Source organism: Halomonas sp. Cn5-12 (genome assembly GCF_021532545.1).
Taxonomy (GTDB): Bacteria; Pseudomonadota; Gammaproteobacteria; order Pseudomonadales; family Halomonadaceae; genus Vreelandella; species Vreelandella aquamarina.
Genome location: NZ_JAKGAY010000037.1, coordinates 1 through 14227, shown reverse-complemented (window position 1 = coordinate 14227; position 14227 = coordinate 1). Strand labels below are relative to the sequence as shown.

The 14227-nt window shown below is 57.8% G+C and carries 15 protein-coding genes and 1 rRNA gene; 10 read left to right on the top strand and 6 right to left on the bottom strand.

Annotated features, from left to right (window positions below):
• Positions 1 to 153: 153 nt before the first annotated feature.
• Positions 154 to 1374 (bottom strand): methionine adenosyltransferase, encoded by a 1221-nt coding sequence (gene metK, locus L1249_RS15270; protein WP_228169041.1) that lies wholly within the window; start codon positions 1372 to 1374, stop codon positions 154 to 156.
• A gap of 246 nt (positions 1375 to 1620) precedes the next feature.
• Between metK and tkt the strand changes: the two genes are divergently transcribed.
• The 7 genes from tkt (at position 1621) to L1249_RS15235 (ending at position 8459) form a co-directional block, all read left to right on the top strand.
• On the top strand, positions 1621 to 3612 hold the full coding sequence (gene tkt, locus L1249_RS15265; protein WP_172415800.1) for a transketolase: 1992 nt from the start codon (positions 1621 to 1623) through the stop codon (positions 3610 to 3612).
• Positions 3613 to 3648: 36 nt separating this feature from the next.
• A complete protein-coding gene (locus L1249_RS15260) occupies positions 3649 to 4002 on the top strand; it encodes a CidA/LrgA family protein (RefSeq protein WP_062363377.1) in 354 nt (117 codons plus the stop codon).
• Positions 3992 to 4714 (top strand): LrgB family protein, encoded by a 723-nt coding sequence (locus L1249_RS15255; RefSeq protein WP_054645211.1) that lies wholly within the window; start codon positions 3992 to 3994, stop codon positions 4712 to 4714. The genes L1249_RS15260 and L1249_RS15255 overlap by 11 nt, the downstream gene beginning before the upstream one ends.
• Positions 4715 to 4773: 59 nt before the next feature.
• Positions 4774 to 5802, top strand: a complete 1029-nt coding sequence (locus tag L1249_RS15250) for a type I glyceraldehyde-3-phosphate dehydrogenase (RefSeq protein ID WP_137095091.1) — start codon at positions 4774 to 4776, stop codon at positions 5800 to 5802.
• A gap of 59 nt (positions 5803 to 5861) precedes the next feature.
• Complete coding sequence (locus L1249_RS15245) at positions 5862 to 7031, top strand: phosphoglycerate kinase (RefSeq protein ID WP_058576735.1); 1170 nt, start codon at positions 5862 to 5864, stop codon at positions 7029 to 7031.
• A gap of 65 nt (positions 7032 to 7096) precedes the next feature.
• A complete protein-coding gene (fba, locus tag L1249_RS15240; protein WP_089676092.1) occupies positions 7097 to 8161 on the top strand; it encodes a class II fructose-bisphosphate aldolase in 1065 nt (354 codons plus the stop codon).
• A gap of 121 nt (positions 8162 to 8282) precedes the next feature.
• Positions 8283 to 8459 carry a hypothetical protein gene (locus L1249_RS15235; RefSeq protein WP_323133917.1) on the top strand — a complete coding sequence of 59 codons (177 nt, stop codon included), beginning with the start codon at positions 8283 to 8285 and terminating at the stop codon, positions 8457 to 8459.
• A gap of 10 nt (positions 8460 to 8469) precedes the next feature.
• Here the strand turns inward: L1249_RS15235 and L1249_RS15230 are convergent, their stop codons facing one another.
• Positions 8470 to 8916 carry a hypothetical protein gene (locus L1249_RS15230; RefSeq protein WP_074211225.1) on the bottom strand — a complete coding sequence of 149 codons (447 nt, stop codon included), beginning with the start codon at positions 8914 to 8916 and terminating at the stop codon, positions 8470 to 8472.
• Between the two features lie 248 nt (positions 8917 to 9164).
• Here L1249_RS15230 and L1249_RS15225 point away from each other — a divergent pair, with 248 nt between their 5' ends.
• The 3 genes from L1249_RS15225 to L1249_RS15215 all read left to right on the top strand — a co-directional run bounded on the left by L1249_RS15225 (position 9165) and on the right by L1249_RS15215 (position 11209).
• The gene (locus tag L1249_RS15225) at positions 9165 to 9863 is read left to right on the top strand and encodes an HAD family hydrolase (RefSeq protein ID WP_044630427.1); all 699 of its coding nucleotides are present in this window, start codon (positions 9165 to 9167) and stop codon (positions 9861 to 9863) included.
• 1 nt (position 9864) lies between these two features.
• Positions 9865 to 10239 carry a translation initiation factor Sui1 gene (locus L1249_RS15220; RefSeq protein WP_054641448.1) on the top strand — a complete coding sequence of 125 codons (375 nt, stop codon included), beginning with the start codon at positions 9865 to 9867 and terminating at the stop codon, positions 10237 to 10239.
• Positions 10240 to 10300: 61 nt separating this feature from the next.
• Positions 10301 to 11209 (top strand): nuclease-related domain-containing protein, encoded by a 909-nt coding sequence (locus tag L1249_RS15215; RefSeq protein ID WP_058576740.1) that lies wholly within the window; start codon positions 10301 to 10303, stop codon positions 11207 to 11209.
• A gap of 8 nt (positions 11210 to 11217) precedes the next feature.
• Here L1249_RS15215 and L1249_RS15210 read toward each other — a convergent pair whose 3' ends face one another.
• From L1249_RS15210 to rrf, 4 genes are all read right to left on the bottom strand, one after another.
• Positions 11218 to 12549, bottom strand: a complete 1332-nt coding sequence (locus tag L1249_RS15210; protein ID WP_058576739.1) for a deoxyguanosinetriphosphate triphosphohydrolase — start codon at positions 12547 to 12549, stop codon at positions 11218 to 11220.
• A 326-nt stretch (positions 12550 to 12875) separates the two neighbouring features.
• A complete protein-coding gene (locus tag L1249_RS15205) occupies positions 12876 to 13073 on the bottom strand; it encodes a group II intron maturase-specific domain-containing protein (protein WP_228169100.1) in 198 nt (65 codons plus the stop codon).
• 53 nt (positions 13074 to 13126) lie between these two features.
• Positions 13127 to 13636 carry a reverse transcriptase domain-containing protein gene (locus L1249_RS15200; protein WP_228169099.1) on the bottom strand — a complete coding sequence of 170 codons (510 nt, stop codon included), beginning with the start codon at positions 13634 to 13636 and terminating at the stop codon, positions 13127 to 13129.
• A gap of 508 nt (positions 13637 to 14144) precedes the next feature.
• Positions 14145 to 14227 (bottom strand): 5S ribosomal RNA (gene rrf, locus L1249_RS17725); the annotation flags it as partial.

The window sequence follows — 14227 nt, the reverse complement described above, 5'->3', positions numbered from 1 at the left end:
CTTATTAAAATTAACTTATATGAAGCTGACAGAGATGCAATGCGCAGCAAGCCACTCTCGGAGCCGTTTTCGACCCATAAAAAAAGCGCCCCCTGGCGTGAACCAAGGGGCGCTTTTCGCTAACCCATGACGCTCATTGCGCTTGCGGGAAGCTTATAGGCCAGCGGCCTGACGCAGTGCGTCTGCTTTGTCAGTTTTTTCCCACGGGAAGGCTGTAAACGTCTCGGTGTGCGTTTCGCCTTTGTCGTCTACCCAGCTGTAGCTGTGCTCGAACGGCTCGCGGCCAAAGTGGCCATAAGCCGCCGTCAGACGGTACATCGGGTGCAGCAGATCCAGCATCTTGGTGATCGCGTAGGGGCGCAGATCGAAGTGCTGCCGCACCAGATCAACGATTTTAGCGTCGTCGATTTTGCCAGTACCGAAGGTGTCGATAGACACCGAGGTCGGCTCGGCCACGCCAATGGCGTAGGAGACCTGAATCTCGCACTTGTCCGCCAAGCCCGCTGCTACGACGTTTTTCGCCACATAGCGGCCAGCGTACGCGGCGCTGCGGTCTACTTTCGACGGATCTTTGCCCGAGAACGCGCCGCCACCGTGGCGCGCCATGCCGCCGTAGGTATCGACGATGATCTTACGACCGGTCAGGCCACAGTCGCCCACCGGGCCGCCAATCACGAACTTGCCGGTCGGGTTGATGTGGTATTGGGTGTTGGCATCCAACCACTCAGCGGGAATCACCTGCTCAATGACTTCACGCTTAATCATTTTGCGCAGGTCTTCTTGATCGATTTCCGGATCGTGCTGAGTCGACAGAACAATCGCATCCACGCCACACGGTTGGCCTTCAGCGTTATAGCGGAAAGTCACCTGACTTTTGGCATCCGGACGCAGCCACGGCAACAGGCCGTTTTTACGCAGCTCCGCCTGACGCTCGACCAAACGGTGCGAGTAGTGGATCGGCGCAGGCATGAACGAATCGGTTTCGTTCGTGGCGTAGCCAAACATCAGGCCCTGGTCGCCCGCGCCTTGATCTTCCGGCTTGGTACGATCAACGCCCTGAGCAATATCGACACTCTGCTTGCCAATCAGGTTGATGACGCCGCACGTGGCACCGTCGAAGCCCACCTGAGAAGAGGTGTAGCCGATATCGGTAATCACATCACGCACCAGCGTCTCTAGATCCACCCATGCGGAGGTGGTGATCTCACCGGCAATAATGGCAACGCCCGTCTTCACCATCGTTTCACAGGCAACGCGGGCCTGTTTATCCCGGGCGATAATGGCATCTAACACCGCGTCTGAAATCTGGTCGGCAATCTTATCGGGATGGCCTTCGGAAACGGACTCGGAGGTAAACAGGGAATATTCGCTCATCGCGCACTCGACCCTCTGTATGACGGCTGCTCTGTTATGACCGCAGCATCAGCAGGAAATCATGGCAGGAAGTTCCCTGCCCGTATAAAGAAGCGGCACCATCACTTTCACCACCACTTCGGGAGCCAGAGTCTACACGCTGTTGCAAGTTCTTCCCACAACGTGCCCCTGAGAATTTGCCGCCGCCGGGGAAGTCAGCGACAATAGCACCTTTATTCTTTCCGTTTTCAGGCGAGGAGCACCCCCATGCCGTCCCGTTTTGAGCTGGCCAATGCCATTCGCGCCCTTTCCATGGATGCTGTTCAGAAGGCCAAATCCGGCCACCCTGGCGCCCCCATGGGTATGGCTGATATTGCCGAGGTGCTGTGGAATGACTACCTCAAGCACAACCCCGAAGACCCCAAGTGGGCCGATCGCGACCGGTTCGTGCTATCGAATGGCCACGGCTCCATGCTGCTCTACTCGCTGCTGCACTTGAGCGGCTACGAACTCAGCCTGGAGCAGCTGCAAAACTTCCGCCAGCTGCACTCGCCCACCGCTGGCCACCCGGAGTTCGGCTACGCCCCCGGCATCGAAACCACCACTGGCCCGCTGGGCCAAGGCTTTGCCAACGCGGTCGGTTTCGCGATTGCCGAGAAAACCCTGGCCGCGCAGTTCAACCGCCCCGGCCACACCATCGTTGACCACCACACCTGGTGCTTCTTGGGAGATGGCTGCTTGATGGAGGGTATCTCCCACGAAGCGGCGTCCCTGGCAGGCACTCAGCAGCTGGGCAAACTGATTGCTCTTTATGACGACAACGGCATCTCTATCGATGGCGAAGTCGAAGGCTGGTTTACCGACGATACGGCCAAGCGTTTTGAGTCCTACGGCTGGCACGTGGTGCCGAACGTCGACGGCCATAAGCCTGACGAGATCAAGGCGGCCATTGAGCTGGCGAAGAGCCATGACGACAAGCCAAGCCTGATCATCTGCAAAACCATTATCGGTTTTGGTGCCCCCAACAAGCAGGGCAAAGAAGAAGCTCACGGCGCACCGCTGGGTGACGAAGAAGTGGCACTGGCACGTAAGCAGTTGGGCTGGGAGCACGCGCCTTTCCATATCCCCGAGCCGATTTACTCCGCCTGGGATGCCCGCGACGCCGGTAAAACGCGCCAGCAAGAGTGGGAAGGCCGCTTCGCTCGCTACACCGAAGCCTTCCCGGAAGAAGCACGTGAATTCAAGCGCCGCATGAAAGCGCAGCTGCCCACGGAGTTGACGACTGAAGCGCTGATAGAGCAGGCCCAAGAGAAAGGCGACAGCATTGCCTCGCGTAAAGCGTCGTTTGAAGCGCTGAACGTGATTGGCCCGCAAATGCCGGAACTGCTCGGCGGCAGCGCTGACTTAGCGCCATCTAATCTGACGTTCTGGAAGGGCGCGAAAGCGATCACCCCCGACGATGCCAGCGGCAACTACCTGCACTACGGTGTGCGTGAATTCGGCATGGGCGCGGTGATGAACGGTATCGCCCTGCATGGCGGTTTTGTGCCGTATGGCGCGACCTTCCTGATCTTTATGGAGTACATGCGCAACGCCGTGCGTATGGCGGCGCTGATGGGTCAGCAGGCTATCTACGTGTTTACCCACGACTCTATTGGCCTGGGCGAAGATGGCCCGACGCACCAGCCGATTGAGCAGCTTACTAGCCTGCGTACCACGCCGAATCTCAACACGTGGCGCCCCTGTGACGCCGTGGAGACCGCCGCTTCCTGGGATGCCGCGATTAAGCGCCACTCCGGCCCGACAGCCCTGGTTCTTTCACGCCAGAACCTGCCCCACCAGCAGCGTACCAAGGCCCAGCTCGCGTCTATCCAGTGCGGTGGCTATGTGCTGAAAGATAGCGAAGGCACCCCAGAGCTGATCCTGATTGCCACGGGCTCCGAAGTCTCTCTGGCGATGGACGCCGCGGCCGAACTGGAGCAGCAGGGTAAAGCCGTGCGCGTAGTCTCCATGCCGTCCGCTTACCGTTTTAATGGCCAAGACGCTGACTACCGCGAAAGCGTGCTACCCAAAGCCGTCACCAAGCGTATTGCCATCGAAGCTGGCCATGCCGACTACTGGTACAAATACGTTGGTCTCGATGGCCGCGTGATTGGCATGACCACCTTTGGTGAGTCGGCCCCGGCTGGCGAGCTGTTCAAGCACTTCGGCTTTACCGTCGAGAACATTGTTAAACAAGCCAATGAGCTGCTGGGTTAACCCCCTGTTCACGGGTCACCCAGTGCGGGCATCGCGATGCCCGCGCTAAACGGTCTGCTATGGCTAATTAGCTACTGGTTGATCGGAGAAGTGGTCATTCACTTCTCCGGTTTACCCATCTCTTCTGGGGTGGTGGGCATGCTACTGCTGTGCACTACTCTTGCCGTTATCGGTAGAGTACCTGCTAGCCTTGCCGCTGCCGCCCAACCGCTGATCGCACTTTTGGCTATGCTGATTATGCCGGGCGTGGTGGGTGTATTCTTTATTCTGAATGAGCTGGCAGGCCAATGGCTAGCCATTGTGGCCGCCCTGCTACTCGGCACGCTGCTCAGCGTGTTCACCACCCTATGGTTACTAACGCGTTTGATGGGACGCAGCCATGCTGACTAACCTGCTGCCCACCTTAACCGCAACGCCTTTACTGGCCGTTGGACTAACGCTGGCCGCTTATTTGGTGGGCAGCGCAGTTTTTATACGGCTGGGTAAGCCCTCCTGGCTGCCCGCTATTTTGATCGCGGCACTCCTTTTGGCCGCAATACTGGCGCTGTTAGGGCTGCCTTACGCCACCTACCAGCAGGGCGCTACGTGGCTAACCGTGCTGTTAGGCCCCGCTACGGTGGCGCTGGGTATGCCGCTTTACCAGCAACTGCCGCACATCCATGAACTCTGGCGACCGCTAGCCGCCTGCCTGCCTATTGCTGCTGCTTTGGCGGCTTGCTATGCCTTGGGCATTGCGTGGCTGTTGGGAGCAAGCCCAGACATTTTGGCCTCCATTGCGGCAAAGTCGGTGACCGCGCCTATTGCCATCGGCATCACCGAACAGCTCGGCGGCAACGTGGCGCTGTTAATGGGCTCGCTGCTAGTAACCGGCGTGCTGACCATCCCCTTTGTTAGCTTGGCGGCCCGGCTGCTACGTATCAACGATGAGCGCATCATCGGTTTTGCGCTGGGGCTCAATGGGCACGCCATTGGTACCGTGCGGGCCTTTGATATTAGCCCTACCGCCGGGGCGTTTGCCTCGCTCGGAATGAGCCTAACCGGTATTTTTACCGCGCTGCTGTTGCCGCTGGCGTGGCGGCTAGTGGGCATCGGGGCTGGGTAAGCAACCCCCGGTGAAATACGCTATCATCGGGCCACTTTTTCTAAGAGCCGCATCGCAACATGGCGAACGCTTCCACTAAATATCGCATTGCTATCAATGGTTATGGGCGCATTGGCCAGTGCGTGCTGAGAGCACTGGTGGAACGCCAACACCCAGAACTTGAGGTGGTGGCGATTAATGAGCTTTCTGACCTCGCCACCATCACCTATCTCACCCGTTACGACACCACCCACGGGCGTTTCCCTGGTGAGGTGGACAACGATGGCAGCGCTCTGCTCGTCAACGGCCAGCGCATCCACGTGCTGTGCGAACGCGAACCGCAAGCGCTGCCCTGGGGTGAGTTGGATATCGACCTAGTGTTGGAGTGCTCGGGTAGCTTTAAGGATCGCGCCACCGCCGAGCAGCACTTAACGGCTGGGGCCAAGCGGCTGCTGTTCTCCCAGCCCGCTGAAAACGATGTGGATACCACCATCGTGTGGGGCATCAACGAGCATGAGCTTGCCCCCACGCAGCGCATTCTCTCTGCGGCGTCCTGCACCACGAACTGTTTAGTGCCGCTGCTTACCGTGCTGGATGAAGCATTGGGTCTGGAGCACGGCGTTACCACCACGATTCACTCGGCGATGAACGACCAGCCGGTGATCGATGCGTATCATCAAACCGACCTGCGCCTGACCCGCTCCGCCATGCAGTCGATCGTGCCGGTGGATACTGGCTTGGCAGTGGGTATCAGCCGCCTGATGCCGAGCTTGGCCGGGCGTTTTGAGTGCCTGCACGTGCGGGTACCCACCATTAACGTCTCGGCCATGGATGCCGCGCTGACCGTACGTCGCGATACCAGTGCCGCCCAGGTGAACGCGCTGCTACACAGCGCCAGCCAGCAGCGCTTACAAGGGGTGCTAGGCTATACCGAAGCCCCCATGGCATCGATCGATTTTAATCATGACCCCCGCTCTGGCATTCTAGACGCCACCCAAACCAGGGTGGCTGGCACACGCTTGATCAAGCTGCTGTGCTGGTTTGATAACGAGTGGGGCTTTGCCAACCGCATGCTGGATATCAGCCAGCGCTTGGCAACGTTTCGCTAATTGATGGGCAGCACTACCTAGCGCTCTTACATTCGCTTGAACACGAGGAAACCGCTCACATGAACGTGCAAAAAATGACCGACCTGCCCCTGGAAGGGCAGCGCGTGCTGATTCGTGAAGACCTGAACGTGCCGATCAAAAACGGCCGTGTTTCCAGCGATGCCCGCCTGCGCGCCGCACTGCCGACTATTCAAGCAGCGGCCAAAGCGGGTGCCAAAGTGATGCTTATGAGCCATCTGGGCCGCCCCACGGAAGGCGAGCCTGCTGAGGAGTTCTCCTTAGCTCCCGTGGCCGAACACCTTGGCGAGCTGCTGGGTAGCCCCGTCAAACTGGTCGACGACTACCTCGACACCGCGCCCACGCTCAGCAACGGCGACGTGGTGCTGCTTGAGAACGTGCGCTTCAATAACGGCGAGAAGAAAGACGACGAACAGCTGGCCAAGCAGTACGCCGCGCTGTGCGATATCTTCGTGATGGACGCCTTCGGCACCGCCCACCGTGCTCAAGCTTCTACCCACGGCGTGGCCCGCTTTGCGCCCACCGCCTGTGCAGGCCCGCTGCTGGCTCAAGAGCTAGACGCACTGGAGAAAGCCTTAGCGAACCCGGCGCGCCCTATGGCGGCTATTGTGGGCGGCTCCAAGGTCTCCACGAAGCTCGACGTGCTGACCGCACTCTCTGATAAGTGCGACCAGCTTATCGTCGGCGGCGGGATCGCCAACACCTTTATCGCGGCGGCAGGCTATAATGTGGGTAAATCGCTCCACGAAGCCGACCTGATCGGTCAAGCCAAAGCGCTAATGGAGAAAGTCTCTATTCCGCTGCCCACTGACGTTGTTGTGGCAACGGAGTTCTCTGAATCCGCAGAAGCAGTGGTGAAACCGGTGGACCAGGTCGCTGATAACGAGATGATTCTGGATATCGGCCCGGACACCGCTGCCCACTTGGCCAGCCTGCTCAAAGATGCTGGCACTATTTTGTGGAACGGCCCCGTGGGCGTTTTTGAGATTGATCAGTTTGGCAAAGGCACCGAGGAGCTCTCCCATGCCATTGCTGACAGCCGCGCATTTTCCATTGCCGGTGGCGGTGACACGCTCGCTGCGATTGATAAATACGCCATTGCCGACCGTATTTCCTATATTTCCACCGGTGGCGGGGCGTTTTTAGAGTACGTTGAAGGCAAACAGCTACCGGCTGTTGCTGCACTTGAAGCTGCGGCCAAGCGCGGCTAATACGTAATAATTGAACTTGCACGCTCACTGCACCCGTTCACACTGACAACCTATAAGGTGACCCCATGGCTTTAATTAGCATGCGCCAGATGCTCGACCACGCCGCCGAATATGGCTACGGTATTCCCGCGTTCAACGTCAACAACCTTGAACAAATGCGGGCTATCATGGAAGCCGCCGATGCTACCGACTCTCCGGTGATCGTGCAGGCCTCCGCTGGCGCGCGTAAATACGCGGGCGCCCCCTTCCTGCGCCACCTGATTTTGGCAGCGGTGGAAGAGTTCCCGCATATTCCGGTAGTGATGCACCAGGATCACGGCACCAGCCCTGCGGTATGCCAGCGCTCTATCCAGCTCGGTTTCTCCTCCGTCATGATGGACGGCTCGCTGGGTGAAGACGGCAAGACGCCGATGGATTACGACTACAACGTTGGCGTCACTCGTCGCGCAGTAGAAATGGCCCACGCCTGTGGCGTCTCTGTAGAAGGCGAGCTAGGCTGCCTGGGTAGCCTGGAAACCGGCATGGCCGGTGAAGAGGACGGCATTGGTGCCGAAGGCAAGCTGGATATGGAACAGCTGCTAACCGACCCCGAAGAAGCCGCTGCGTTTGTAAAGGCTACCCAGGTCGACGCCCTCGCAATTGCCATTGGCACCAGCCACGGCGCGTATAAATTCACCAAGCCGCCGACCGGCGACACGCTTTCCATTCAGCGTATCAAAGAGATCCACGCGCGCATCCCGGATACCCATCTGGTCATGCACGGCTCCTCCTCCGTGCCGCAGGAGTGGCTGGAAGTGATCAACCGTTACGGCGGTCAAATTCCGGAAACCTACGGCGTACCGGTTGAGGAAATCGTCGAAGGCATCAAGCACGGCGTGCGCAAGGTGAACATCGACACCGACCTGCGCCTAGCGTCCACCGGTGCTGTGCGCCGTTTTATGGCAGAGAATCCGTCAGAGTTTGATCCGCGCAAATTCTTAAAAGAAACGGTCACCGCTATGCGTGATCTGTGTATTGCCCGCTACGAAGCCTTTGGCACTGCTGGCAACGCGAGCAAAATCAAGCCGATTAGCCTGGAAGCGATGTTCCAGCGCTACGAGCGCGGCGAGTTGGCTCCTAAGATTAAGTAAGCAGCTAAGCAATTAGCAACGCTAAGGCGGCCTTCGGGCCGCCTTTTTTGTTGCAATGCAGCACCAATAGGCTATTACTAGAGAGCGCCACCCCACATTTATTCACCAGGCAGCTCTCACTATGATGCGCGAAAACCAGCGCATGGTGACCGAAAAAATTGAGGCCAGCATAGAAGCTGGCCTCGTAATGCAAAAAGCGTTTTTCAGCGCGATGAGTGGTCAGTACGCCCCCTGGTGGATTACCAGCCAGAAAGCGATGAAACCCAGTAGCGCCAAGTCACGACGCCTCTCCCGCTAACGGCGGTAGGTTACTCGTTATCGTCGTTGCTCTGCTCATCTTCACCGCTTTCAATCGCATCTTCAGCGCTGCCGGTACCACCCGTGCCACCTTCAGTATTTTCGCTATCGGCATCAGTACTGCTGCTCTCTGTATCAGTACTGATGCTCTCCGTCTCAGCGCTGCTGCCCTCGGTGTCAGAGCCAGTGTTCTTTGCCTCAGTGCTGCTATCGACTTCGGCCGTGTCAGCGTCCTCTTCAGCACTAGACGCTTCCGAAGCCGACATATCAGAGGAAGGCTGCTCATCGCGCTGAACAGAGCCTGCCTTAATACCGTACTTCTCTTCTAGCGCCGCATCATCCAGCGCTTGGTGCTGCTCGCTATCGGCATTGGTCTCAGGTTCTGCCAACACGCTAGCCGCAGAGGCCATCAGCGCGGTACCAAATACAAATGAAAGTAACCAAGGGTTGAATCGCATATACATCTCCATTTTGTAGTTATTGCGGCGTCGCCTAACCACTATAGCTCTTCTCCTAGCGATTAACATAGATTGCCTTAAAAACCGGGTAGTTAACTTAGTGATGACATGGATAAATGGCACCTAGAGGCGGGCTAACCGTAAAAAATTATAAAACAGTGTTCACAAAGTCCCAAAAATCTCGTTCAATAGCAGTCTAGTCGGCTTAATTAACGCGAGTAGCGCTTGTAACGCTGCAAGGAATTCCCATGCCGCTTCCACTTCTGCTGTTTGATTGTGATGGCACCCTCGTCGATAGCGAACCCCTGCTTGCTGAAGAGATGGCGCGCGGCCTCAATACGGTGGGCCTACCGTTTGCCTCCTCCGATTACCTAGGGGAGTTTCGTGGTGCCCGCTTCCGACGCATTGTGGCAGAACTTCAAACCCGCTACGGTGAAGTAGATGCGGACCGGTTAAACCGCATGGAACAAACCATGCGGGCCAATCTGGCAGACCGGTTAGCCAATGAGTTAACCACCATTCCCGGTGCCCGGGAATCACTTGACGCCCTATCACGCTACCCAAGCGCGGTGGTATCGAACGGGCCAGAAACAAAGATTCGCACCGCACTCAATGCCACAGGGCTTAGCCATTACTTTGCTCACCGGCTATTTAGTGGCTACACCGCTAACTGTTGGAAACCAGAGCCCTGTTTACATCTTCACGCAGCCAGTATCATGGGGTTTGCGGCAAAAGACTGCATAGCGATCGATGACGCCTTAGTTGGCGTTCAAGCAGCTCTGCAAGCGGGCATGACAGTGATTCATTTGAATCGCTTCCCCGATGCCGAAGCAACACCGGAAGGCGCTATTATGATTAGCAACATGTACCAACTGCCTGCCGTTGTTGAACAACTGACCCACGAGCGATGGCAGGCCGCAATGCTTCATCACTCAACAGAGAAATAGTATGGCTTCATTACGTGATCAGCTAGGTGGCCTTGTTTACTCCACTGAGCATGGCAAAACTTGCCCCGACTGCCGAGCCCCTATTGATAATTGCTGCTGCGAAGACACCAGCGAGCAAGAGCGTCTTGCCGCATTAGATGGCATTGTGCGCATCCGCCGTGAAACCAGCGGGCGTAAAGGAAAAGGCGTGACGACTATCAGCGGTCTCCCACTGGCCCACGCAGAGCTTAAGACGCTGGCCAAAACGCTTAAACAGCGCTGTGGTACGGGTGGTGCAGTTAAAGAGGGCGTGGTTGAAATTCAAGGCGATCATCGCGAAACACTTCGCGATGCCTTAACCTCAATGGGTTATCAGGTAAAATTAGCTGGCGGTTGATGCATCGCCATATAACACGATGCACGATCTTAAGCTCATGGCTAAAGGGCAAGTTACGACAATGGTTTGGTTGGAATACCTACTACCGCTCATCTTCTTGTTCCCCATGGCAGCCATGGGCGGCATTGTATTAGCCTTGCGTAGCCTTCACGATGCCCGCGTACACTCACCCTTTGATGCACCGCTGCGCGAACCTGGTCAGGCCCTTCGTCATAGGCTCGACCAAGCCTTTTCTAGCCTGTTCCTACATGGCACCCTGGGGCCATTAGTCACGTTAGCGCCGCTAGTATATGGCATGGGCCGTATGCTGTTTGTCGATAAACAAGACTGGGTAGAGTGGGCGCTTTACGGCTTGCTAAGTACCATTTTGGTGCTGGCGTTTTCGCTGCTGCTAATACGTGACTACCAGCGCATTCGACGCTTAAAGCTGGGGCTTGCCTGCGAGTTGGCGGTGGGGCAGGAGCTGGAGCGCTTAGTGCGCCCCGAAGCGCACCCTTATTATGTTTTCCACGATGTACCTACCGACAGTTTCACTATCGATCATGTCGTCGTGACCCCTCATGGCGTGTTTGTGGTGGAAACCCGGGCAAGGGCGCTGGCGATTGGTACCGATGGCAAGGAGCTGAACTGTGTGGCGGTAGAGCGTGAGCGGTTACGCTTCCCCCACTGGCAGGAGCGGCGGCCGCTGCATAAAACCCGTCAGGGTGTCAGCTGGCTTACCCAATGGTTAGAGCGGCGCTGCGGCGTACCCGTACCCGTGAAAGGGGTGTTAGTGCTTCCCGGTTGGGAAATCGACACAAGCGAAGCTGCGTCAGATATCTTGGTAGTGAGCGGCGAGCAGCTTGCCCGCCAGCTTACCGAATTAACCCCAGGACAGATGAGCGATGCCATTCACGATAAGGTCATCCACATTCTGCTGGAACGAGCACGGCTGATGGAGCTCAAGCATCTCCGCCAGCCGTCCGTTTAATGGATGGCTCAGTCGCCGCGTAAGCGGCCGCCCATCTCTTGAGCAAGATCGACTGCATAGTGGTCGGTCATCCCGCCAATGAAGTCCAGCATTCGCCGGTAACTGTCATAGAGTGTCCATGAGGGTAGCGGGGTATTCTCACCAATTAACGCCAGCACCCGCTGGTGCTTGAAAGAGCTTTGCCCGGTGTGGTGCAGCTCATGGGCCGCACCGACAAATGCTTCTAACAGGATACCCAGCGTGGTGTAAGCACCAATCTCCAGCTTCGCCTTGCGCTCATTCTGGAAAATACGCTCACGAGCCAGCTGCTTGGCGGACTGCACACCCCAACCTAAATCCGGGTGACACAGCTCTAACAAGTCTTCGCTGAGGGTACCGCTGAGTAGCGCCTGCTCATGCTGTACAAATACAGCCCCCACATCGTTTACGGCCCGCTCCATGGCAGCGCCTCTGAGTAGGGCGATACGGCGGCGTTGCGAGACATTTTTACGCTGCATCTCGGCATACTCCGGTGGGAACTCACCGGCAATTTGACGCAGAATCTCAACCACTTCCTCGTAGCGAAGAATGCCCATCTCCAGACCGTCTTCCAGGTCTAGCAAGGCGTAGCAAATATCATCTGCCGCTTCGACAAGCCAAGCCAATGGGTGGCGACACCAGCGCTGCTCCCCTTGGGGAAGTAGCCCAACCGCATCTGCTACCTCTTTTAACAGCGCCTGCTCTGACTGGTAGCAGCCAAACTTACCCGCCCGGCCGCTATAGCGTACCGTCCATGGGTATTTCAGCAGCGTGCCGAGCGTAGCCGCCGATAAGCGCATGCCGCCGTTAAACTGGTTGTACTCAATCTGGGTAATCACGCGAAAGCCCTGAGCGTTGCCTTCATAGGTCAGCAGGTCTTCGCGCTCTGCCTCTGATAAGCCCTCCAGCAGGCCACTTCCCTGGGCACGGCGAAACCAGTCGCGTATCGCGTACTCACCGGCGTGACCAAAGGGCGGGTTACCGATGTCATGACCCAGACACGCCGTTTGCACAATAACGCCCAAATCAGCGGGGGTAATCCAGTCAGGGAGGCGGTCACGCAGCAGCTCGCCCACAATCATTCCAAGAGAGCGGCCGACACAGCCAACTTCAAGGGAGTGGGTTAAACGTGTGTGAATATGGTCGTTTTCAGTCAGAGGGTGCACTTGGGTTTTACGCCCCAAGCGTCGGAAAGAGCCGGAAAAGACAATGCGATCATGATCTTTATGAAAGGGGCTACGCCCAATTTCCCGGGTGCTATCTGTTCGTTTATCGTGAAGGCGTCGAGGGGAAAGTAACTGATCCCATTGCATTTGTGTCATAGCGCTCCTCCTTGGAGTTCACATTCTGACATAAAAACACGGACATAAAACGACACATAGAAATCGGGTAGGGGCCGGGGTCACCCCCAGCGCCCTCCCACACCACCGGGCATACGGTTCCGTACCACGGCGGTTCATGAAGAACGACTAAGCCATCTTACCGTATCGAGTACCGAGATCAGACCCAGCCGGTCGAACCACTTCCGTGGCAGGGCCTGATTCATGTGCGACGCTCCGGCGTTCCACCAAGGGCCTCGACCATTTCCCGCTGACTTCCAGGCACGTTGCTCGTCCAGACCCAGTGCCAGGAGTTTCCGGCGCCAGGTTTATGGGCGCTTCCATTGCCACCAGATCACGCAACGTAGTCGGCGTCGTATCCAACCATCCATCGCTTCCAAGGGGCGCTTCACATCGACGAGGCTGAAATAGCTGGCCCAGCCCCGTAGAACCGGGGTCAACTCTTCGATCACGCGCCGTATGTTGCGCCCCTTGCCGCGTTTGAGGATCTCACGAACACGCTGCATCAGACGCTGCAAGCTGACCTTGGCCAGCGTTAGCTTTGGCAGTTTGTGCCGGGTCAGCGTGTAGCCCAGATACCCCCGGCTCCAGGGGCGGGTCCACTGCGCCCTGGCCTGTAGCCGTAGCTCGATGCCGAGAATGTCGGATCGAAGATCGGCGTCAGTACCTGAAGCAGCGCCTGCTGGATCAGCCGGTCGGTCACCGTGGGGATGCCGAGCTGCCGCGTCCCGCCCTTGGGCTTGGGAATCTCGACGGCTCGGATCGGGCTGGGATGATACTCACCGGCCAGCAGCCGCTCACGCAGCGTCGGCCAGTACTGTTTCAGGTGATCGGCCAGCTGGTCCACCGTCATGCCATCGGCACCCGGTGCGCCTTGGTTGGCAACCACCTTCCGGTAAGCCCGCGCCATGTTGGCCTTCGCTACCACGGCCTCCATGAGCGGGGCGGGCTCCGCTTTCGTCCACGATGACGACGCCGGGACCGTCTCGACGCCCACCGGCCGGGACTCAGGGTTCCGCCCCTGCCTCTCTGGGTGGGTGACGGTATCAGCGTCAGTGTCTGTCTTCATGATCGATCCTCGAGACGTCATCGCCTACTCGCGGTTCTTCATGTTCGGCCCTTGGTGCCGGGGTGAATCGGCACTTACTATGGCCTCTGCTGACGTCTGGTGACCCATCCCGTCGCCTCTCGACGCCGGTAGCACCGAGGCAGACCACCAGACCTCCCAGGGTAAGACGCGCGACCTTCCCGCTTATGCCTGTCGGATTTACGTCATGGCGTTCCGTGCAAGTATCGGGCTTTGGTGATGCGTGCCACCTCACCCCGCCAGGACGCCTCGTATCCGCTTCCTGTTCGTCAGGCCAGCGTTTTGCCTCGGGCTGCCTTCAGATTCTCCCTCGCGGGAGACACCCTTGCCGTCGGCTAGCACTTCCCCTTGCCGGGCGTGCAGGGGACTTTCACCCCCAAGTCATTCCAAGGCACCACCCTTGGAAACAGCGCCAGTCAGGCGCTGCGCGCCATGCCTGGCGCACAAACAAAAAACCCAGCCGTTTGGCTGGGTTTTTTGCGGTATAAGTGCCTGACGATGACCTACTCTCGCATGGGGAGACCCCACACTACCATCGGCGCTAAGCGGTTTCACTGCTGAGTTCGGCATGGG

Coding starts and splice junctions, on each gene's coding strand:
- metK (WP_228169041.1), bottom strand. CDS start 1,374: ATGAGCGAATATTCCCTGTTTACCTCCGAGTCCGTTTCCGAAGGCCAT.
- tkt (WP_172415800.1), top strand. CDS start 1,621: ATGCCGTCCCGTTTTGAGCTGGCCAATGCCATTCGCGCCCTTTCCATG.
- L1249_RS15260 (WP_062363377.1), top strand. CDS start 3,649: ATGCCCGCGCTAAACGGTCTGCTATGGCTAATTAGCTACTGGTTGATC.
- L1249_RS15255 (WP_054645211.1), top strand. CDS start 3,992: ATGCTGACTAACCTGCTGCCCACCTTAACCGCAACGCCTTTACTGGCC.
- L1249_RS15250 (WP_137095091.1), top strand. CDS start 4,774: ATGGCGAACGCTTCCACTAAATATCGCATTGCTATCAATGGTTATGGG.
- L1249_RS15245 (WP_058576735.1), top strand. CDS start 5,862: ATGAACGTGCAAAAAATGACCGACCTGCCCCTGGAAGGGCAGCGCGTG.
- fba (WP_089676092.1), top strand. CDS start 7,097: ATGGCTTTAATTAGCATGCGCCAGATGCTCGACCACGCCGCCGAATAT.
- L1249_RS15235 (WP_323133917.1), top strand. CDS start 8,283: ATGATGCGCGAAAACCAGCGCATGGTGACCGAAAAAATTGAGGCCAGC.
- L1249_RS15230 (WP_074211225.1), bottom strand. CDS start 8,916: ATGCGATTCAACCCTTGGTTACTTTCATTTGTATTTGGTACCGCGCTG.
- L1249_RS15225 (WP_044630427.1), top strand. CDS start 9,165: ATGCCGCTTCCACTTCTGCTGTTTGATTGTGATGGCACCCTCGTCGAT.
- L1249_RS15220 (WP_054641448.1), top strand. CDS start 9,865: ATGGCTTCATTACGTGATCAGCTAGGTGGCCTTGTTTACTCCACTGAG.
- L1249_RS15215 (WP_058576740.1), top strand. CDS start 10,301: ATGGTTTGGTTGGAATACCTACTACCGCTCATCTTCTTGTTCCCCATG.
- L1249_RS15210 (WP_058576739.1), bottom strand. CDS start 12,549: ATGACACAAATGCAATGGGATCAGTTACTTTCCCCTCGACGCCTTCAC.
- L1249_RS15205 (WP_228169100.1), bottom strand. CDS start 13,073: ATGCAGCGTGTTCGTGAGATCCTCAAACGCGGCAAGGGGCGCAACATA.
- L1249_RS15200 (WP_228169099.1), bottom strand. CDS start 13,636: ATGAAGACAGACACTGACGCTGATACCGTCACCCACCCAGAGAGGCAG.